Raw genomic sequence first — 21374 nt, 5'->3', positions numbered from 1 at the left:
AACAGAAGGGGGGGGAGACTAAAGCAGGAGGAGTGTTGACGTGGGGCGGAGAAGGGCCCGCCACACGGAGACGACAACACACACCCTCCCCAGGCGCTCTCCCGCACCCCCCCTCCGCCCACGGCTGGTTTTTTTGCCCCGGTACGGCCGCGAAAGCCCCCTTGACACCCACTCGGGCGACCGGCATCGTGAGTTGCGCAACCTGATGCTTGTTGCGCTAATAGCAACTGGAGGTGTGGTGATGGCGGGACCCCGAGTGGTCATCATCGGAGCGGGCGTCGTGGGAGCGGCGCTCGCCGACGAACTGTCCTTCGCAGGGTGGACCGACATCACGGTCGTCGACCAGGGCCCCCTCCCGGCCACCGGTGGGTCCTCGTCCCACGCGCCGGGTCTCGTCTTCCAGACGAACTCCTCCAAGACGATGACCGAGCTCGCCCGCTACACCGTCGAGAAGTTCCGCAGCCTCGACGTCGACGGACAGCCCTGCTTCCTTCCGGTCGGCGGCCTCGAAGTGGCCACCACCCCCGAGCGCCTGGCCGAACTGCACCGTCGACACGGTTGGGCCACCGCCTGGGGCGTCGAGGCCCGGCTGATCGGACCGGGCGAGTGCGTGGCGCTCCACCCGCTCCTGGACCGCGGGCGGGTCCTCGGGGGTCTGCTCGTCCCCACCGACGGTCTGGCCAAGGCCGTGCTGGCCGTCGAGGCGCAGATCGGACGGGCCACCGAACGCGGCGTACGCTTCCTCGCCCGGCACGAAGTGCTGGACGTCGTCCACGACGACGACGGTGTTCGTGCCGTCCGCACCGACAGGGGTGAGATCCCCGCGGACGTCGTCGTGTGTTGCGCCGGCATCTGGGGGCCCAGGATCGCCCGGATGGTCGGCGTCAACCTGCCATTGACCCCGCTCGCCCACCAACTGGCCTGGACCGGACCGGTCCCCGCCCTGCAGGGGCAGACCCGGGAAGCCGTGCGGCCGATCCTGCGCCACCAGGACGCGGACCTCTACTACCGCGACCGGTTCGACCGCATCGGGATCGGCTACTACGGGCACCGCCCCATGCCCGTCGACCCCGACGACATCGCCCGCTCGGACGAGTCCGAGCAGATGCCCTCCGTCATGGAGTTCACGGAGGGGGACTTCGCGGACGCATGGACCGAGACCCGGGCGCTGCTGCCCGCAACCCGCGACGCCAAGATCGAGGAAGGCATCAACGGGCTCTTCTCCTTCACCACCGACGGGCTGCCACTGCTCGGTGAATCAGCGGACGTCAAGGGCTTCTGGGTGGCCGAGGCGGTGTGGGTCACCCACTCCGCAGGCGTGGCCCGCGCCGTGGCCGAATGGCTCGTGGACGGCCGCTGCTCGTCGTTCGACCTCCACGAGTGCGACGTCAACCGCTTCGAGCCGCACCAGCTGTCCCCGGAATACGTCCTGGCCCGGGACTGCCAGAACTTCGTCGAGGTCTACGACATCCTCCACCCGCTGCAGCCGGCCGGAGCACCCCGCCCGATGCGCACCAGCCCCTTCTACGCTCGCCAGCAGGACCTCGGGGCCTTCTTCCTGGAGGCCACCGGATGGGAGCGTCCACACTGGTATGAAGCCAACGCACCTCTGGTGGAAGGCCGTTCGCTCCCCACGCCGGGCGACTGGGCGGCGCGCTACTGGTCGCCGATCGTCGGCGCCGAGGCCCAGACCACCCGCGAGACCGTCGCCGTGTACGACATGACGGCACTCAAGCGACTGGAGGTCACCGGCCGGGGCGCCGCCGCCTTCCTCCAGCGCCTGTGCACCGGAAACGTCGACAAGTCGATCGGATCCGTGACGTACGCCCTGCTCCTCGACGAGGGCGGCGGGATCCGCAGCGACATCACCGTCGCCCGGCTCGGCCGCGACCACTACCAGGTCGGGGCCAACGGCAACCTCGATCTGGACTGGTTCCGGCGCCACCTGCCCGCGGACGGTTCGGTCGCCGTGCGGGACATCACCGCCGGCACCTGCTGCATCGGCCTCTGGGGGCCGCTCGCCAGCGAGGTGCTGCAGCCGCTCGCCGACGCGGACTTCTCCAACGACGGGCTGAAGTACTTCCGCGCCACACGCGCCCACATCGGCGCCGTGCCCGTCACCGCGATGCGCCTGAGCTACGTCGGCGAGCGCGGCTGGGAGCTGTACACGAGCGCCGACATGGGCCTGAAACTGTGGGACACCCTGTGGAGTGCCGCCCGGCCCCTCGGCGGCATCGCGGCGGGCCGCGGAGCCTTCAACAGCCTCCGGCTGGAGAAGGGGTACCGCTCCTTCGGCACCGACATGACCCACGAGCACGATCCCTACGAGGCGGGTCTCGGTTTCGCCGTCAAGCTCGACAAGGGCGACTTCATCGGCAGGTCCGCACTGGAAAGGCGCGCCGCCCACGTGCGGCGCAGGCTTACCTGTCTGACCGTCGCCGACCCGCGTGCGGTGGTCATGGGCAAGGAGCCGGTGTACGACGGCGGCCGTCCCGTCGGGTACGTCACCAGTGCCGCGTACGGCTACACCATCGGCAAGGGCATCGCCTACGCCTGGCTGCCCGCCGAACTCGCCACCACCGGCCGCACCCTGCACATCGGCTCCTTCGACCAACGCGTCGAAGCCGTCGTCGCCGAAGAGCCCCTGTTCGACCCGTCGATGTCCCGTCTGCGCGGCTGAGTCCCACCCGCACCACGAGGAGGAACGCCGCATGACCACGCTGAACGCCTCGCTCGCCGAACTGGACCCGGAGGTCCATGCCGCGCTCCGCGCGGAACTGGACCGACAGCAGTCCACCCTGGAGATGATCGCGTCGGAGAACTTCGCCCCCGCGGCGGTCATGGAGGCCCAGGGGTCGGTCCTGACGAACAAGTACGCCGAGGGCTACCCGGGCCGCCGCTACTACGGCGGCTGCGAACACGTCGACGTGACCGAGCGGCTGGCCGTCGAGCGGGTCACCGCCCTCTTCGGTGCCGGCTACGCCAACGTACAGCCGCACTCGGGCGCCCAGGCCAACACCGCCGTGTTCTTCGCCCTGCTGGAACCCGGGGACACCGTCCTCGGCCTGGACCTGGCGCACGGCGGCCACCTCACCCATGGAATGCGCATCAACTACAGCGGCAAGATGTTCAACGTCGTGCCCTACCACGTGGACGCGACCGACAACCTGATCGACATGGACGAGGTGGAACGGCTCGCCAGGGAACACCGCCCGAAGATGATCATTGCGGGCTGGTCCGCCTACCCGCGGCATGTGGACTTCGCCGCCTTCCGTGAGATCGCCGACGAGGTCGGAGCCCATCTCCTGGTCGACATGGCCCACTTCGCCGGTCTCGTCGCCGCCGGGCTGCACCCCAGTCCCGTGCCGCACGCGCACGTCACCACCACGACCACGCACAAGACCCTCGGCGGCCCGCGCGGCGGCGTCATCCTCACGGACGACGCCGCGCTCGCCAAGAAGATCAACTCTGCCGTGTTCCCCGGCACACAGGGCGGCCCGCTGGAGCACGTCATCGCCGCGAAGGCGGTGGCGTTCAAGGCCGCCGCGTCACCGGAGTTCGCCGAGCGCCAGGCCCGCACTCTCGCCGGTGCCCGCATCCTCGCCGGGCGGCTCACCCAGCCGGACGCGGCCGAGGCCGGGGTGAGCGTGCTCACCGGAGGAACGGACGTCCACCTCGTCCTGGTCGACCTGCGTGCCTCCGCACTGGACGGGAAGCAGGCCGAGGACCTGCTCCACGACATCGGCATCACCGTCAACCGCAACGCCGTTCCCTTCGACCCGCGGCCCCCCGTCGTCACCTCAGGACTGCGCATCGGCACCCCGGCCCTGGCCACCCGCGGCTTCACCGAAAGGGACTTCGCCGAGGTCGCCGACGTCATCGCCCGGGCACTGCGGCCCGCACCCGACCTCAGCGCCCTGCGTGCCCGTACCCGCGCACTGGCGACCAGGCACCCGCTCTACTCCCACCTCTCCGGAGGAGCCCGATGAGCCCCCGCACCCCCGGCGCCGACCTCCCCGAGCACCCTGACCGGCTGTGGCGCAACCCCGAGCCCGCGCGCAGCTACGACGTGGTCATCGTCGGGGGCGGCGGGCACGGTCTCGCCACCGCCCACTACCTGGCGAAGAACCACGGCATCACCCACGTCGCCGTACTGGAGAAGGGCTGGCTCGGGGGCGGCAACATGGCCCGCAACACCACCATCATCCGTTCCAACTACCTGTGGGACGAGAGCGCCGGGATGTACGAGCACGCCCTGCAACTGTGGGAAGGGCTCGCCGAGGAACTCGACTACCCGATCCTCTTCTCCCAGCGCGGTGTGCTGAACCTCGCGCACAGCCTCCAGGACGTCCGCGACAGCGTACGGCGCGTCGAGGCCAACCGGCTCAACGGCGTCGACGCCGAGTGGCTCGACCCCCAGGGCGTCAGGGACGTCTGCCCCATCGTCAACACCTCACCCGACGTGCGGTACCCGGTGCTCGGCGCCACCTACCAGCCACGGGCCGGCATCGCCAAGCACGATCACGTCGCCTGGGGGCTCGCCCGCTCCGCCGACGCCGCCGGCATCGACATCATCCAGAACTGCGAAGTGACCGGGATCGACGTGCGGCACGGCCGGGTCACCGGGGTGCGGACCACGCGCGGGCCCATCGCCGCCGGCAAGGTGGCGCTCTGCTCGGCCGGTCACTCGTCGCTGCTCGCCGCCATGGCCGGTTTCGAACTGCCCTTGCAGAGCCACCCGTTGCAGGCGCTGGTCTCCGAGCTGCTGGAGCCCGTCCACCCCACCGTGGTCATGTCCAACGCGGTGCACGTATACGTCAGCCAAGCCCACAAGGGCGAGCTCGTGATGGGTGCGGGCATCGACGCGTACAACGCCTACACCCAGCGCGGTGCCTTCCACGTCATCGAGCACCAGATGGCCGCCGCCCTGGAGCTCTTCCCCGTCTTCGCACGCGCCCACGTGCTGCGCACCTGGGGAGGCATCGTCGACGTCAGTCCCGATGCGTCGCCGATCGTCGGCCTCACCCCCGTGGCCGGCCTGTACCTGAACTGCGGCTGGGGAACGGGTGGTTTCAAGGCCACCCCGGGCGTCGGCTGGGTCTACGCCCACACCATCGCCCACGACGCCCCCCACCGTCTCAACGCCCCCTTCTCGCTCGACCGATTCACCACCGGCGCGCTCGTCGACGAACACGGCGCGGCCGCGGTCGCCCATTGAGGAGCCGAATCGATGCTGCTCATCCCCTGCCCCTGGTGCGGACCCCGCGACGAGGCCGAGTTCCACTACGGCGGCCAGGCCCACGTGACCCATCCCGAGGACCCGGCGACACTGACCGACGAGGAGTGGGCCCGCTACCTCTTCTTCCGCGACAATCCCAAGGGCCCGTTCGCCGAGCGCTGGAGCCACACAGCCGGCTGCCGCCGCTGGATCAACGTGATCCGCCACACTGCCACGAACGAAGTCCTGGCGGTCTACCGCACCGACGAGGCGCGGCCCGCCACCGCCACTCCAGAACCGGCCCGCCCGGCGTTCCTGGGAGTACGGTGCCAACCGGGCGCCACCCCCGCCCGGGCCACCCCGCCACCCGCCGGCCAGACCCCGGTGCTGCGGCCGGTGCGCCCGCCCGCAGCGCGCCCGGCGGGCAGCACCCAGCCCTTCCGCCTCGCGAACGGCGGCCGGGTGGCCCGCGACGAGCGCCTCACGTTCACCTTCGACGGCACGACCTACGAGGGGCTGCGCGGCGACACCCTCGCCTCCGCGCTCCTCGCCAACGGCGTCATCCAGACCGGCACCAGCATCAAACTCGGCAGGCCGCGCGGCATCTTCTCCGCCGGAGTGGAGGAACCCAACGCCGTCGTCCAGATCGAGGAACCCTTCCCCGAGCCCATGCTTCCCGCGACGGCCGTGGAACTGTACGAAGGGCTGGTCGCCAGCAGCCTCCCCGGGCAGGGTCGGCTCGCCACCGAACCGGACCCGGCACGCTACGACGCCGTCCACGCCCACTGCGACCTGCTCGTGGTCGGCGCCGGACCGGCGGGGCTCGCCGCGGCCGCCGCCGCGTGCGGCACCGGAGCCCGCGTCATCCTCGCCGATGACCAGCCCCAGCCGGGCGGCAGCCTCCTGGGCAACGGAGGGCTGCCGGGCTGGGTGGACGAGACGACGGCGCGGATCGAGTCCGAGCCCGAAGCGCGGGTCCTGCGCCGCACGACCGTCTTCGGGTACTACGACGACAACCACGTCCTCGCCGTCGAGCGCCGCACCCAGCACCTCGGCGTGTCAGCCCCCCGGCACGTCTCCCGCGAACGCCTCTGGCGCATCCGCGCCCGGCGCGTCGTACTGGCCACCGGAGCGCACGAACGGTCGATGGCCTTCGCCGACAACGACCGCCCCGGTGTGATGCTGGCGGCCTCCGCCCGTGCGTACGCCCACCGCTACGGCGTCCTCCCCGGCCGCCGTGCCGTCGTGTTCACCACCAACGACAGCGCCTACGCCGCCGCACTGGACCTGGCCGCGGTCGGCGCCGAGATCGCTGTGGTCGTGGACACCCGGCCCGACGCGGGGGAGTGGGCGCGCCGGGCCAGGGGCGCCGGGATCGAGGTGCTGACCGGTCACGCGGTGATCGCCACCGAGGGCGAGCAGCGGCTGTCCGCCGTATCCGTCGCCCCGTACGGCCAGTTGCTGCCGCGCAGGGAGTTCGCCGCGGACCTGCTGCTCGTGTCGGGTGGCTGGAACCCGGCCGCCCACCTGTTCAGCCAGGCGGGCGGCGCACTGCGCTTCGACGAGGCACTGGACGCGTTCGTACCGGACGCCGGCCGGCAGGCTCTCGAGACCGCCGGCTCGGTGAACGGCGTCGCCGACCTGCTCGGCGTCCTCGCCGAAGGTGCGGCCGCCGGCGCCCGTGCCCTCGAAGCCGAGGGCTATGCTGCCGCCGCACCCGTGGTCCCGGCCGCCGACGGTGAGCCGCGGTCCCCGTCCATGCCGGTCTACGCCGTTCCCGGCGTCCCGGGTGCACCGCGCTTCGTCGACCTCCAGCGGGACGTCACCGTCGACGACCTCGCCCGCGCGACCGGCGCGGGCCTGCGCGCGGTCGAGCACACCAAGCGCTACACCACCGCGGGGACCGCGAACGACCAGGGCAAGACCTCGGGGCTCCTGGCGAGCGGGGCCGTCGCCGAGCTCCTCGGTGTGGACGTCGCCGCGCTCGGTACGACGACCTTCCGTCCCCCGTACGCACCCGTCTCCTTCGCCGTGCTCGCCGGGCGTGACCGGGGACGGCTCCACGACCCGGTGCGGGTGACCGCCCTGCACGACTGGCACATCGAGAACGGGGCCCGGTTCGAGGACGTCGGCCAGTGGAAACGCCCGCGGTACTACCCCCGGGACGGCGAGGACATGACGGCCGCCGTGTTCCGGGAGTGCCGTGCCGCCCGGGAGGGCGCGGCTTTCATGGACGCCTCCACCCTCGGCAAGATCGACGTGCAGGGCCCCGACGCCGGGGTGTTCCTCGACCGGCTGTACACCAACGTGATGAGCACGCTGAAGACCGGCATGATCCGTTACGGCGTCATGTGCCGTCTCGACGGCATGGTCTTCGACGACGGCACCGTCATCCGGCTCGCAGCGGACCGCTTCCTGGTCACCACGACCACGGGCAACGCGAGCGCCGTCCTGGACTGGATGGAGGAGTGGCTACAGACCGAGTGGCCCGCGCTCCGGGTGCACTGCACGTCCGTCACGGAGCAGTGGGCCACCCTCGCCCTCGTCGGCCCCCGCTCCCGCGAACTGCTCGCCGTCGTCGCCCCCGAACTGGGCGTGGCAGCGGCAGACTTCCCCTTCATGACGTGGCGCGAGTCGGCCGTCGCAGGCATCTCCGCCAGGATCTGTCGGATCAGCTTCTCCGGCGAGCTGGCCTACGAGATCAACGTGTCGCCGTGGCACGCCCGTACGGTGTGGGAGGCCCTGTACACGGCAGGTCGCCCGTTCGGCCTCACCCCCTACGGTACGGAGACGATGCACGTGCTCCGCGCCGAGAAGGGCTACCCCATCATCGGCCAGGACACCGACGGAACGGTCACCCCGCAGGACCTCGGCATGGGCTGGGTGGTGTCCCGGAAGAAGGCCGACTTCATCGGCAAGCGCTCACACACCCGCGTCGACACCGTGCGTCCTGACCGCAAACACCTCGTCGGCCTGCTCCCCGACGACCCGGATTCCCTCCTCCCCGAAGGGACCCAGCTCGTCGCCGATGCGGTGCTCCCGGCCCCGCCGGTGCCGATGCTCGGCCACGTCACCTCCAGCTACCGCAGCGCCGCGCTCGGCAGGACCTTCGCCCTCGCCCTGGTCAAGGGCGGTCGGGACCGCACGGGCGAGCGGCTGTACGCGCCGGTGGGTGACCGGATGGTCCCGGTCACCGTTGCGAGTCCCGTCCTCTACGACCCCGAGGGAGCACGTCGCGATGGCTGACACCGCAACCCGACGCAGCCCACTGGCGCACGCAGCCGTGGGATTCGCCGCCGCCACCCGTGCCTCGGGGGGCGCGCTGCGCCTCGCCGAACTGCCCTTCCTCGCCCAGGTCGATCTGCGGCTCGACCCCGAGGGGCCGGCAGCGGACGCCGTCGGTCTCGCCCTCGGAACCCCCCTGCCGCTGGAGCCCGACACCGCCGTCCGCGCCGGCGAGCGTTTCGTGCTCCGGCTCGGTCCCGACGAATGGCTGGTCGTGGCGCCGCCCGGAAGCCAGCCGGTGCTGGAGCAGCAGATCCGGGCGGCCTGCGGCGACGAACCAGCGGCCGTCACGGACGTCTCCGCCCAGCGCACCACGCTGCTCGTCGCCGGCCGCAGCGCCCGTGAGCTGCTGGCCCACGGCTGTTCGCTGGACCTCCACCCGCGTGCCTTCCGCCCGGGCCGCTGTGCCCAGACCACGCTGGCCCGCGCCCAGGTCGTCCTGGTCGCCCGGGGGCGGGCCGGGGCGGGCTTCTGGGTGCTGGTCCGTTCGTCCTTCGCCGGCTACCTGGCGGACTGGCTGCTGGATGCAGCGACGGAGTACACCGCACCGGGGTCCGCCCGGTGCTAGGGCGCAACACGCCCTAGCACCGGCAGCTGCCGCGGTTACGCGCGTGCCCTGCAGGGCCGGACGACCAGCCGTGCACGCGCCGGTTGCCGCGACGTCTCGTCCCGTGCCGGAGGGAGACGCCTCGTCCCGCGCCGGAGGGAGTGGTGTGCCCGTCCTCCCGTCCCCCGAGCCGGGATGGCCGTCCGCCGCGGCGGCCTGTGCACGGAACGTACGATGTCCTGATAAAAGACCCACAACCCCTTGACTCGGATGAAATAGGGAGGAGACTCATCAATACACCAGACAACCAGAAAGAGCCGCACCGCTGACGGAGACGTCCGGAGGCAGCGTGACGCTTATCTCGGCTCTGGCCAGGCCCCCGGCAGATCCTGCCGACGACGGAGCCGCCGGCGACGACCAGCGGCCCGCGGCATCGGTGAGGACTACCGGGGACTGTCGTTTCGTGCGGGGTCTGCCGCGCCGAGGTGGTGTGGCGGGGCGCAGGACCGGGTCGTCGGAGGCGCGAGGGCCCCGAAGCCCGCAGCGGGGGCGCGCACCCTACAGGAGCAGCGTTTCCTTTTTCCGGATGTCCACGATTTCCAATCTCGTCATATCTACGTTCCGTAGTGTCTTCATCACGGAACGGGCCGGACGTGCCCGTGCGGCGACGACGAGGAGCAACACCTGTATGAACGTGGAGACCTCCCTCAAGGAGACCATGACGTCGATCGAGGGCAGCCTGGGAGTGGCCCTCGTTGACTACACCAGCGGAATGGCGCTGGGCACGCTCGGGGGCGGCAAGGACCTCGACCTGACGGTCGCCGCGGCGGGCAACACCGATGTGATCCGTGCCAAGGTCCGAACCATGGAGCACCTCGGTCTCAACGACGACATCGAGGACGTACTGATCACGCTGGGCGGGCAGTACCACCTCATCCGGTTGCTCAAGGGGCGTGGGGGCAACGGCCTCTTCCTCTATCTCGTGCTCGACAAGGGTAAGTCGAACCTGGCCATGGCGAGGCACCAACTCAGGCGCATTGAAGCTGAGTTGGAGATCTAGCCGCAGTCCGTCCTCCCGCGTCCCCGCATGCCCGCGAATTGAAGAATTCTTCAATTCGCGACATCCGGATCAAACTAATCCCTCATCCCTGGGGTGTGCGGGACCGGGAGGCGGGAGGATGGACCTGCAGGACACCGCCCTGCGGCGGCCGAAGGCATGGCCGCCGCTCCGGACGAACGGCCGTCGAACCCGGCAGGAGCGATTTCACCATGCAGGTCCCCCTCTACCAGGCCAAGGCGGAGTTCTTCCGCATGCTCGGGCACCCGGTGCGGATCCGGGTGTTGGAGCTCCTCCAGAACGGCCCGGTGACCGTGCGCAACCTGCTGAACGAGATCGAGATCGAACCCTCCAGTCTTTCGCAGCAGTTGGCGGTGCTGCGGCGCTCAGGAATCGTGGTGTCCATACGCGACGGTTCCACCGTCAGCTATGCGCTCGCCGGAGGCGACGTGGCGGAGTTGCTGCGGGCGGCTCGTCGGATCCTGACCGAACTACTGGCCGGGCAGACCGAGTTGTTGGCCGAGCTCCGCCAGGCCGACGTGTATCCCGGGATGGTCCAGGAGGGCGCGCGAGCCCGTTCCTGAAGCCGCCCTACTGCTGCCCCAGCCAGAGGTCGGGGCCGAATACCTCGTAGTGGACCGACGCAGCCCCAATCCCGCGGTGCAGGAGGTCTCCCCGGACCGCGCGCATGAAGGGGAGGGGGCCGCACAGGTACGCGGTCAACCCCTCCGGCAGGGGCAGGGTGCTGATGTCCGCCAAGCCCGCGGACGCCCCGGACGTCTCGTTGCTCTGCTGCTCGTACCAGACGTGCAGTTCTGCCTGGGGGAGGGCGTGCACCAGTCGGTGGAGCTCGTCGCGGTGGGCGTGGTGCGCCGGACTGCGGTCGGCGTGGACGACGATCACGGGGCGGGGTGCTCCGGTGCGGGCGAGGTGGTCGAGCATCGACAGCATCGGGGTGGTGCCGATGCCCGCGGAGGCCAGGAGCAGCGGGCCGCTCCCGTCGGGCAGGACGAGGTCACCGAACGGAGCGGAAACGGTGAGGTCATCGCCGGGCCGCGCATGGGCGTGGAGCCACGATGACACCTCGCCGTCGGGTGCGTCCGCGCTGGTGACCCGCTTGACGGTGATCCGCCACTCGGACCTGTCGGGTGCGGCGGAGAGGCTGTACTGGCGGATCTGTCGGGCGCCGTCGGGCAGCGTGGTGCGGACGCTGACGTACTGGCCGGGGTCGAAGCTGCCCGCCGGGCCACCGTCGGCGGGCCGGAGGGTCAGGGAGATCACGTCGATCGCTTCGTCGTGCCGGTCGGTGATCTCCATCCGGCGCCAGACCTCACCCTCGGCCACCCCGGCTTCGCCGTACAGCCGGGCTTCCGTCGCGATCAGGGCGTTGGCCATGAGCCAGTAGACGTCGTCCCAGGCGGCGGCCACCTCGGGTGTGACGGCGTCCCCGAGCACTTCGACTATGGCGGCGAAGAGGTGCCGGTGCACGATCTTGTACTGCCCGGAGGTGACACCGAGCGACGCGTGCTTGTGGGCGATGCGCGCGAGCATCGCGTCCGGCCGCTCCCCGGGGCGTTCCACCAGCATGCGCGCGAACGCCGCGATGGAGCCCGCCAGGGCCTGCTTCTGCTCGCCGTTGGCCTGGTTGCCCCGGTTGAACAGGTCGCGCAGCAGCTCCGGGTTCTCCTCGAAGAGCCTGCGGTAGAACAGCTCGGTGATCTCGCCGATGGCGGCGCCGACGACCGGGAGGGTGGCGCGCACGACGGGGACGGACTGCTCGGAGAGCATGACGGAACTCCAAATTGGTAGATGATCTTCGAATTTAAAGGGATGGTGCGTGGGGCGGGTGTGTCGCGTGAGGTCAGTCGACGGGGCGGCCGACCAGGGTGACCAGGACTGGACCGGTCGGCGGGGAGGTCAGGTCGCTGACGGTCAGCGGGTCGAGCGTTGCGTAGAAGGCCTCCTGGGCGTCGCGCAGCGCGCTGCGCAGGAGACAGGCCCTGCGCAGCGGGCAGGGGGTGTCGCCCTCGCAGGCGACAACCTCCCCTTCGCCTTCCAGCTCCCGCACCAGCCGGCCGACCGAGGTGCGTTTCCCCGACTCGGTCAGGACGAGGCCGCCGCCGCGTCCCCGGCGCGCCTCGAGCACCCCGAGGTGCTGGAGGCGGGCGATGGCTTTGGCCATGTGGGTGTAGGGCACGTCCATGGCGTCGGCCACCTCGCGCGTGGTGAGGGGTTCGCCGTGTTCGGAAACCGCGAGGCGCATCACGGCACGCAGCGCCAGGTCGGTGAACTTCGTCAGCCGCACACCGGGACGGTATCAAATACACATCTGAGATTCCTATTTATCGCGGACGCTGGTCCCGTCATCTCGGTCACATTCCGGGCCCGTCCCCGCAGCACCGTCTTGCTCGCGTAGTAACCCGCAGGTCAGGGGCGTATGTTGGTGGGATACGACAGTGCGCGTTGCCCCGACCGGGAGGTGCGTGTCATGAAGGAGCACAACCACGGAGTGCCGCCGGAACGGCTTGCCGAGGCGACGCTCATCAAGGAGCTCGAAGCCGTTCACCGCACGCGCCACGACACCCTGCTCTACGGATCAGACGACGCCTTGACGACGCACACGCTTCGGATGACCGAGTTGGAGAGGGAGTACGTGAGGCGCCATCCCGAGCGCGCCCCGCTGCCGGGGCGCACCCGAGCCGGGGCGCGGGCACGGGAGGGCACCACCCCCTGACGCCGGACTGGGTCCGCAGGCCCCGGCCGTGCACTGCGCTGCCTCCGTGTGCCCGTGGGCACTCCTCGGTAGGCCACCCCGCCGGCGGTGGCCCGGGTGCGTCGCCACGTCCCGCGCAGGGGGCCGAGGTACCGTGGAACGGTTCCAGTCACGCGTGCACGGCGGATGGGGTTGGCAAGTCGTGTCGACGTCAAGTCATGCGGTCTTCGGTGCGCCCTGCTGGGTCAGCCTCATGGCCCGCGATCTGCACGCCGCGGAGGCCTTCTACGGCGCCGTCTTCGGATGGGAGTTCCGACCGACCCGACTGGGGGAGGAATTCTCCGTGGCCTTCCACGAAGGCGCCCCTGTGGCCGGTATCGGCGCACTCGCACCCCGCCTCTCGGTACCCGTCGCCTGGACCCCCTACTTCGCGGTCGACGACGCCGACGCCACCGCCTCGCGCATCCGCGAGCGCAGCGCCACCGTGGCGGTCGGCCCCCTCAGCTTCGGCACCGGTCGGGCCGCACTCGCCGCGGACCGCGACGGAGCGATCTTCGGGATCTGGCAGGGCAGGGTCATCCCCGACTGGAGCGTGGGCCGCGACAAGGCCCCGGCCTGGCTGGAGCTGCGCACCAGGGACGCCTTCGACGCAGCCATCTTCTACGCGGAGGTACTCGACTGGGCGTGCGAGCTTCCCGGCTGCTGCGAGGTGACGTACGAGGACGACCACGTCGTCCTGCGCCACGGCGGCGACACGGTCGCGCGGCTCTCCGGGGGTGCCGTCGAAGCGGCCCCCGATCCGCACGTCCGGCCGCGCTGGCACGTGTACTTCTATGTCCCCGACATCGAAACCGCCGTACGGACGGCCGTCCGGCTGGGCGGCAGCACCGTGGCGCCCACGATGCCGGGCTCCTGCGGACGCGTGACGCTGCGCGACCCGGACGGAGGATTGTTCACGCTCACGGCCCGTGACCTGGAGCAGATCACGGGGCAGACCGCCCGGTCCGATCCCTACACGGCCTCCTGATCCCCCGCTCGATGCCCTTGCGCGAGGGAGGCCACCACCGCGTCGCGTCATCACTCCGAGTGCCTCGTCGGGTCCGCGTGCGCGACCCGACGCTGTGGATCGGACGGTCGGACCGGTGAACGGACCGTGCACGGCCGCGCGGGCGGCGGGTCCCCCGAGTTCAGCAGAGGGGAGTAGCGGCGCCGCCGTGTGCGTCAGCCGTCGCGGGGCAGCAGGGGCTCAGCGGCGCGAGGTCCAAGTCGAGGTCTTCCGGCCGGGGCCCGGACTTCTCCCGAAGCTGTTCCATCGAATGGCCCGTCGCGCGGAACAGAAACCTGTCGGACCGTCATCAGTACTGCATGGAAAGGGAGTTCAGTGCCAATCCCCTGGCGGGGGTCCATCGCCGTCGGGGAGTCCGGCTACCGTGGAGCGTCCGGAGCGGACTCGGGCGGTTCGGGTACGGGAGCGACCATCGGGGGGGCGATCCCCGCCCCGATCCCGTGCGAGTCCGGTTCGACGCCGTCACGTGCCCGATGGCGCCACCGCGACGAGTTCCACCTCGAAGCCGTCGTCGTTCTCGAGGAAGGCGGCGTAGTGCCGTGCGCCTCCCGCATGGGGGTGTTGATCGGGGAACATCAGTCGCCAGCCGTGCTGGGTGGCGTCGACGGCGAGCCTCTCGACGGTCGCGGCGTCTTCCACGTGGAAGGCCAGGTGGTTCAGCCCCGGGCGGCAGCGATCGTGCTCGTCGGCGGTGAGGGCCGGGGACTGCTCGAGGGCCAGGTAGGTGGGCCCCAGCCGCCAGCTGCGACCGGCCTCCCAGTCCTGGAAAGGGAGCGTAGCCCAGCGCCTCCAGCAGCCAGCCGAGCGAGGCGAGGGCACGCTGGAGGTCGGGCACCCACAATTCGACGTGGTGCAGCGTGCCGTGCGTCGGCCGGCTCATCCGTCCACTTCCTCGACCCGCTGGGAACCCTGCGCCGTGGCGTTGTCGTGCATCCCGTACCTGTACACGTCGGCCGTGCCGTGCGCCGGTCGGGTGACGTACGGTCCGGGCAGCCCGGTCCGCGCGTCGAGGCGCCCTGCGGGCGCCGGAACCGTCCTGGCGGCTCCGGCGCCCGCGCCGGTCAGCTCAGTGCAGGCCCTTGCGTACCCGGTGGGCGGCCTTCTCCGCCATTTCCTGGGCCTTCCCGCGCAGCATGTCGCCCCTGCCCTCCCGCTGCATCGACTTGTTGTGCATCGTCTTGCCGAGGGTTTCCTTGAGCTTGCCCTTGATCTGTCTCGTCTTGCCCTTGTTCATGGGGATCGCTGTCCTCTCCGGGGATCGGCGGCATGGCGGTCCGGCGGGGCCGGCCCCTGTTCACCGTGCGCCCGCCCACGTGCGGCCGCAATCCGGCGCACGCCCGCCGGTACCGCACATACCTGCGGCGTGTGCGAGAGTCCCGGGATGCACGAGTCGCGGTGTACGCGGACCCCGACCTTTTCGACGCCTACTCCACTGACCGGGTGCTCGGGGCGGCGCCGGCTGTCGCTTGTTCAACGGTTCGGGCTGGTGGTCCGGATGCGGTCGACGCTCCTGGCGCCCGCAGGCCGGCACCGCCGTCCAGGCCGCGGAGGCCCGGGAACCCGCTCCCACCGGACCCGCGCGCCGGGTGCGGGGCCCTGCCGCGGTGATCGCCCGGATCTCCGGTGTGCACCCCCGTCTGCGCCGGTGGGCCGGGGCTGGCGGGGTGGCGCTCCGGGTCGCGCCCGGCCCGCCCCTCGCCGCCCCGCGGGGCGGGGGGCGCCCGTGTCGCCGCTGCCCGCCGGTCTGCCCGAACGGACCGGAGCCCGACGCGGCTCAGTTCCTCGCCACCAGGCGGAAGGAGTGCCCCGCCGGGTCCGACAGGAGTCGACCTTCGCGCGGGCTCCCGCGGTCCGTGACGTCCATGGGCGTCGCACCCGGGGTGACGGCCTCGCGCTCCGCGGCGTCCAGGTCGTCGCGCGCGACGAACACGAGCAGGTGGGCCTGCCGGGAGTCCTCCGGCCGGGGCCAGCTCGGCGGAGCGAAGCCGCGGTCCCGGCGGAATGCGAGGACCGTTCCGTCCGCACCGGCGACCTCTATGAGGTCGGGGTCGTCCGTCCGTCGGACGTCCGCATCCAGCAGGTCTGCGTAGAACGCGGCGAGCGCCTCCGGCTCGGCACAGTCCAGTGCCGGAACCGCCGTCCTTTCTGCCGCCATGGCCCCTCCCTCGTACCCGGAAGACTGGTGCCACGACCGGTACCCCCGCTGCCCGCGGGCATGCACGGATAGCCGGGGCCGCCCCTGGTGAGCGCCCGGGAGGAGTGGTTTCCCCGGGCACGAGGGAAGGTCGCCAGTGACGCCCTCGGTGGTGGCGGTCCCTGGACAGTGCGACGGGGCGGCGTCACGTGTGCTTGCGGACCTTCGCCTTGGTCTCGTCCGCTAGGGTGATCTAAGAGTGTTTGCCCGGAAAAGGACTGAATGTAGCCGAAGGGTGCTTCCCCGATGACGTGGCGGAAGCGCTCGGCCGGAGGGAGCCGCGGGAGCGCCCGGTAAGCGGAGCGCTCCTCGCCCCGGGGTTAGGTCGTTGCGTTGGAGACAGACGAGCCGACGAGCGATGTGCCGGACCAGCCCGTGACGGCGGTCGGGTACGCGGGCGTGCTCCGCGACCTGCTGCCCATGGCGCTGTGGCGGTCCGACGCCGACGGGCTCGTCGTCGAGTGGTCGCTCGCCGCCCAGGACGTGCTCGGCTACGCCGCGGAGCAGCTGCTCGGCCGGCAGGGCATCCCGGTGCTCGTTCCCGAGCCCAACTGGGAACTCGCCGAGGAGCTGAGCCAGAAGGTGATGTCCGGCGAAACGGTCGTGGGAACCTTCCCGGTGCGCCACCGCGACGGGCACATCCTCACCATGGAGATCTGGATCTGCCCTGCGGTGGACCCGCGGGGCCGTACGGGCGTCATGGCCATTGCCGTGGAGACCTCGACGGTGCTCGGGATGCGGGATTCTCTCGCGGCGCTGGAGGGCCTCTTCACCCAGTCGCCCATCGGACTGGCGCTGCTCGGGCCCGACCTGCGTTTCGTACGGGTCAACGACGCGCTCGCACGGATGAACGGGGTCCCCGCGGAGGAGCACCTCGGCAGACGTCCCGCCGAGGTCGCGCCCGGCCCCACGGCGACGTCTCTGGAGAACGTGATGCGGCAGGCGCTGGACCGGGGGCGGGCCGTGGTGGACGTACGCGGTACCGGCCGCACCAGGGCGGACCCCGACCACGACCGTGTGTGGTCCTGCTCGTGCGCCCCGCTGGTCGACAGCGCCGAGCGCCGGCTCGGGCTCGTCGCCTCGCTCCTCGACATCACCGAGCGGGAGCAGGCACAGGCGGCGGCGGAGCGGGCCCGTCAGCGCTTCGCCCTGTTGGCCGAGGCGGGAGCGCGCATCGGCACCACCCTGGACCTGTACCGCACCGCGGAGGAGGTGGTGGAAGTGCTGGTGCCCCGGATAGCCGACTCGGCCGACGTACAGCTCCTGGAGGAAGTCCTCGAACCCGACGAGGCCGCCGGGTCCAGCCGAGGAGTGGTGCGACGGGTGGCCGCCCAGTTCCCCGACCCCACTTCCCCCACCGCGCAACTCGTGGTGGGGACGACGTTGCAGCTCCCGCTCGGCTCCGTGTACGAGCGGGTCATAGCCGAGGGTCGTCCGATGGACCTCTACCAGGCGGACATCCCTGCCCTGATCACCGACCCCGGTGCGGAGCGGCTGCGCGCGTACCTCATGAGCCGCATCGGCTGTGCCCGGCTCGTCCCACTGATCGCCCGCGGCACGGCACTCGGTGCCGTGGTGCTCACCCGTACCCGGGATCGCGAGCGCTTCGACGAGCAGGACTGCGTCCTCATCGACGAACTGGTCGCCCGGGCCGCCCTGAACATCGACAACGCCCGCATGTACACCAGCCAGCGGGAAGCCGCGCTCACCCTGCAGCGCAGCCTGACGAGCACCGTCCTCCCCGAGGTGGCGGGCCTGGAGCTCACGGGCTGCTACCTGCCCGCCAGTGATCACGAGGTCGGCGGCGACTGGTTCGACGTGATCGACCTGCCCGGTGGCAGGACCGGCCTGGTCATCGGTGACGTCATGGGCCACGGGGTCCACGCGGCGGCGGTCATGGGACAACTGCGCACGGCCGTGCGCACCCTGGCCCGGCACGACATCCCGCCGGACCGGATGCTCCGCTCCCTGGACGCGGCCGTCTCCGACCTGGGCGACAACGAGATGGCCACGTGCGTCTACGCGGTCCACGACCCCGCCGAGGGCGGCTGCGTCCTCGCGCGGGCCGGTCACCCTCCGCCGGCACTGGCCGCCGGGGGCGGAAGGGTCGCGTTCCTCGACGGTCCCTCGGGCATGCCACTCGGCGCGGGCGGCCGGGAGTTCAGGACCGAGCGGGTACCGCTGCCCCCGGGCAGCCTGCTCGTGCTCTACACCGACGGGCTCATCGAGGCCCGGGACCGGGACCTCGACCAGGGCATGGGGCAACTCGCCGGCGCACTCACCCGACTCGACCGTCCCCTGGAGGAGATCTGCGAACGGGTCCTCGGCCGGTTGCTGCCGCGCACCGCCAAGGACGACGTGGCGATGCTGCTCGCCCGGGCCCGGCGCCCGGGGGCTCCTGCCCCCGGCGCCCGTCGCGGCGCGTCGGGGCGCGCATCGGGTGGGACCGCCACCGGACGGCGTAGTGGGCCTCGCCCCCCTTCCGGGCAGGGAGGAACATGAGAACGTCCAGAGGAACGGCCCGTACGACGGCCAGGACGCCGGGATGAGCCCGTATGCGCGCCACTGACAGCAACCAGGACTATCCGTTCGCCATCGCCAACTCGGCCGCTGCCGTGCTGGACGGCACGGGGACCGTCCTGGCGTGGACCGGGCCGGCCGAAGCCCTGCTGGAACGACCCTCCGCCGACGTCTGCGGACGCTCGGCCCGCGAACTCCTGGCGGACGCGAGCACCTGGGACGCCGTCCTTGCGCAGCGGACACAGTCCACGGCTGACGGCTGGGAGGGCCGGGCCACCCTGCGGCACGGGTCGGGACGCGCCGTGGACATCGGCTTCCGGGCCCTTCCGCTGACCGACGGCTCCCGCGCGGGCACGGCGCGCTGGCTCGTCCTGGCCGCGCCCGCAGAGCTGGACGCGCAGTGGCGCCAGGACCACGCCTTCACCCAGGAACTCTTCCTGCAGGGCAGGGTGGGCCTCGCGGTCTTCGACGCGGGCATGCGGCTGCTGCGAACCAACACCCACCTGTTGCCGTACACCGGCATGCCGCCCGAGCTGAACGGCCGGCGCCTCGCGGACTTCCTCTGGGAGGAGGACGCCAGGGCCATTGAGGAGCAGCTGAGGGAAGTCCTGCACACCGGGACGCCGCTGGTCGGCTTCCACACCGCCGCGCGCACGCTCGACGACCCCAGGAGCGGTCGCGTCCTGACCGTCCAGGCCTTCAGGCTGCAGGAGCCCTACGGGGACCCGATGGGCGTGGCGGCGGTGTTCACCGACGTCACCGACCACGAGCGCTCGCGCGGGCGTCTCGACCTGCTGTACCGGGCCACGGCGGCGTTGACGGGGTCCCTGTCCGTGCTGCGTACCATCGAGGACCTGGGCGGCGTACTGGCGCCCGCACTGGGCGACTGTGCGGCCGTGGACCTCGCCCAGACCGTGCTCACCGGCGGTGAGCCGCCGCCCGGCGAACGGTACGCGCTGATGCTCGTCCGCACGGTCGTCGCGGGGGCCCCGGCCGACGGGCTGCGCACGGGCACGACTCACGTCTCGCCTGTTCCCGCCGCCGCGGGCACCGGCGACGGGAGGTCCGACCGGAGCGGTGGGCAGCCTCCGGTACGCGAGTGCGGTGGGCTGCTGGTCGTGGACCTGGCAGATCAGCTGGGGGTGCAGGAGGACCACGCCTGGGCCGCCGCCGTCCCCGGGGCGCACTCGGCGATGACCGCTCCGTTGCGTGCGCGCGGCAAGATGCTCGGTGCACTGACCCTGTGGCGCGGTGGGGACCGTCCGCGGCTCGATGAGGACGACCTCGCGCTCCTGGAGGAGATCGCCTCCCGGGCGGCGATGGCCGTCGACAACGCCCGCAGGTTCACCAAGGAACGCCTCACGGCCGTCGGCCTGCAGCGCAGCCTGCTGCCGCCCGCGACGTCCGAGACGCCGGCGCTGGAGGCGGCGAGCGTCTACCTGCCCGCCGACGCCGACAGCGGCGTGGGCGGGGACTGGTTCGACGTGGTGCCCCTGTCCTCGGCGAGGGTGGCGCTGGTCGTCGGGGACGTCGCGGGCCACGGACTGCACGCCACGGCGATGATGGGGCGCCTGCGCAGCGCCGTGCGCGCGCTCGCCGATCTGGAACTGGAGCCGGACGAGCTGTTGGTGCACGTGGACGACCTGGTCCTGCAGGTCGCCGCGGAGGCCGAGACCGAGGACGGGCGCCACGGCACGGACGACGTGACCAGGCCGGGCGGACCGGTCGCCGCCACCTGTCTGTACGCCGTCTACGACCCGCTGACCCGGCAGTGCGTCATGGCGAGTGCGGGCCACCCGCCACCCGCCGTGGTCGGTGGGGACGGCGTGGTCACGTACCCGGAACTCAGCCCCGGACCACCGCTCGGGGTCGGGGGCTGGCCCTTCGAACAGGCCGAGGTCGAGTTGGCACCCGGAAGCGTCCTGGCCATGTACACGGACGGTCTGATCGAGCGGGGGGAAGGGGACATCGACGAGGGCATGCGCGACCTGGCGGACCGTCTCCTGCGCGCCGACGTGCTCGGCCGCCCCCTGCGTGACGCGCGCCACGACATCGTGGCCGGTCTGCCGCCCGGCCGACTGCGGGACGACGTCACGCTGCTGCTCGCGCGTGCCCGTACGGTCCCGGCGGACGCGAGCGCGACGTGGCAGCTCGACGCCGATCCGGCGGTCGTCGCCGACGCACGTCAGCTCGTCGTGGCGCAGTTGGCCCGTTGGGGCCTCGACGAGCTGGCGTTCACCACGGAGCTGATCGTCAGCGAACTGGTCACCAACGCCATCCGCTACGCGGGCGGCCCGGTGCAGCTCCGACTGATCCGTGCGGGCGCGCTGACCTGCGAGGTGTCCGATCCGAGCAACTCCCAGCCGCGGATGCGCCGGGCCCGGGCCTCCGAGGAGGGCGGTCGCGGCCTCTACCTGGTCGCCCAGCTCTCCCACCGCTGGGGCAGCCGTTACACGCGGGACGGAAAGACGGTCTGGTCGGAGCAGACCCTGCCGCTGAACGAGCGGGGCACGGCAACCGCGGCCGCGGGCAGTTCGTGGTAGCGGCGCGGTAGGGCGCGGCGACGAGAGGTGCCACCGCGGTGAACGGAGCCGTGCGGGCTGCCACAAGCCCGTGGCAGCCACTCGTCCCGGGCCGGGTCCACCCGCCGGGCGAGCCACCTCGACCCGGCGCACCGGCGGAGGACGGCGACGGGTGAGCCGCCCGGAGGCCGGCGGACAGGGCCCTGTCGAACGGGTGGCGATCACGAGATATCTTGATGTCGAGCAATGTTG

General features: G+C 71.6%; 15 protein-coding genes and 1 pseudogene. 11 read left to right on the top strand and 5 right to left on the bottom strand.

The features are described from left to right. The first annotated feature begins 241 nt into the window (after positions 1–241). From ACFXOM_RS08500 to ACFXOM_RS08470, 7 genes are all read left to right on the top strand, one after another. Positions 242–2680, top strand: coding sequence for an FAD-dependent oxidoreductase (locus tag ACFXOM_RS08500; RefSeq protein WP_384928749.1), 2439 nt, complete (start codon positions 242–244; stop codon positions 2678–2680). A 31-nt stretch (positions 2681–2711) separates the two neighbouring features. Continuing rightward, positions 2712–3989: a serine hydroxymethyltransferase gene (glyA, locus tag ACFXOM_RS08495; RefSeq protein ID WP_384947186.1), complete on the top strand. Its 1278-nt coding sequence runs from the start codon at positions 2712–2714 to the stop codon at positions 3987–3989. Next, a complete protein-coding gene (locus ACFXOM_RS08490) occupies positions 3986–5218 on the top strand; it encodes a sarcosine oxidase subunit beta family protein (RefSeq protein WP_384928743.1) in 1233 nt (410 codons plus the stop codon). Before glyA ends, ACFXOM_RS08490 begins: the two co-directional genes overlap by 4 nt. A gap of 12 nt (positions 5219–5230) precedes the next feature. After that, positions 5231–8464 carry a sarcosine oxidase subunit delta family protein gene (locus tag ACFXOM_RS08485; protein WP_385037396.1) on the top strand — a complete coding sequence of 1078 codons (3234 nt, stop codon included), beginning with the start codon at positions 5231–5233 and terminating at the stop codon, positions 8462–8464. Continuing rightward, on the top strand, positions 8457–9071 hold the full coding sequence (locus ACFXOM_RS08480; protein WP_384928737.1) for a sarcosine oxidase subunit gamma: 615 nt from the start codon (positions 8457–8459) through the stop codon (positions 9069–9071). Before ACFXOM_RS08485 ends, ACFXOM_RS08480 begins: the two co-directional genes overlap by 8 nt. A gap of 667 nt (positions 9072–9738) precedes the next feature. After that, positions 9739–10110 (top strand): hypothetical protein, encoded by a 372-nt coding sequence (locus tag ACFXOM_RS08475; RefSeq protein ID WP_384929027.1) that lies wholly within the window; start codon positions 9739–9741, stop codon positions 10108–10110. A gap of 209 nt (positions 10111–10319) precedes the next feature. Continuing rightward, on the top strand, positions 10320–10691 hold the full coding sequence (locus tag ACFXOM_RS08470; RefSeq protein WP_384928734.1) for an ArsR/SmtB family transcription factor: 372 nt from the start codon (positions 10320–10322) through the stop codon (positions 10689–10691). 7 nt (positions 10692–10698) lie between these two features. Here ACFXOM_RS08470 and ACFXOM_RS08465 read toward each other — a convergent pair whose 3' ends face one another. Further along, positions 10699–11895 (bottom strand): globin domain-containing protein, encoded by a 1197-nt coding sequence (locus ACFXOM_RS08465; RefSeq protein ID WP_384928731.1) that lies wholly within the window; start codon positions 11893–11895, stop codon positions 10699–10701. A 73-nt stretch (positions 11896–11968) separates the two neighbouring features. Further along, entirely contained in the window at positions 11969–12412 is a 444-nt protein-coding gene (locus ACFXOM_RS08460; RefSeq protein ID WP_384928728.1) for an RrF2 family transcriptional regulator, read from the bottom strand. Between the two features lie 183 nt (positions 12413–12595). Between ACFXOM_RS08460 and ACFXOM_RS08455 the strand changes: the two genes are divergently transcribed. Further along, entirely contained in the window at positions 12596–12841 is a 246-nt protein-coding gene (locus ACFXOM_RS08455) for a DUF6158 family protein (protein WP_384928725.1), read from the top strand. A 232-nt stretch (positions 12842–13073) separates the two neighbouring features. Continuing rightward, positions 13074–13847, top strand: coding sequence for a VOC family protein (locus ACFXOM_RS08450; protein WP_384929024.1), 774 nt, complete (start codon positions 13074–13076; stop codon positions 13845–13847). 501 nt (positions 13848–14348) lie between these two features. Here the strand turns inward: ACFXOM_RS08450 and ACFXOM_RS08445 are convergent. The 3 genes and pseudogenes from ACFXOM_RS08445 to ACFXOM_RS08435 form a co-directional block, all read right to left on the bottom strand. Continuing rightward, positions 14349–14766 (bottom strand): annotated as a pseudogene (locus ACFXOM_RS08445) (VOC family protein). A 186-nt stretch (positions 14767–14952) separates the two neighbouring features. After that, positions 14953–15120 carry a CsbD family protein gene (locus tag ACFXOM_RS08440; protein ID WP_384928722.1) on the bottom strand — a complete coding sequence of 56 codons (168 nt, stop codon included), beginning with the start codon at positions 15118–15120 and terminating at the stop codon, positions 14953–14955. 540 nt (positions 15121–15660) lie between these two features. Further along, positions 15661–16041: a VOC family protein gene (locus ACFXOM_RS08435; protein ID WP_384928719.1), complete on the bottom strand. Its 381-nt coding sequence runs from the start codon at positions 16039–16041 to the stop codon at positions 15661–15663. A gap of 372 nt (positions 16042–16413) precedes the next feature. Here ACFXOM_RS08435 and ACFXOM_RS08430 point away from each other — a divergent pair, with 372 nt between their 5' ends. Next, on the top strand, positions 16414–18582 hold the full coding sequence (locus ACFXOM_RS08430) for a SpoIIE family protein phosphatase (RefSeq protein ID WP_384928716.1): 2169 nt from the start codon (positions 16414–16416) through the stop codon (positions 18580–18582). Between the two features lie 53 nt (positions 18583–18635). Then, a complete protein-coding gene (locus ACFXOM_RS08425) occupies positions 18636–21143 on the top strand; it encodes a SpoIIE family protein phosphatase (protein ID WP_385037393.1) in 2508 nt (835 codons plus the stop codon). Positions 21144–21374: the final 231 nt, after the last annotated feature.

The organism is Streptomyces sp. NPDC059169 (assembly GCF_042755225.1).
Classification (GTDB): domain Bacteria; phylum Actinomycetota; class Actinomycetes; order Streptomycetales; family Streptomycetaceae; genus Streptomyces.
Note: the sequence above shows the minus strand (reverse complement) of the source record. Positions and strands in the feature narration are given on the sequence as shown.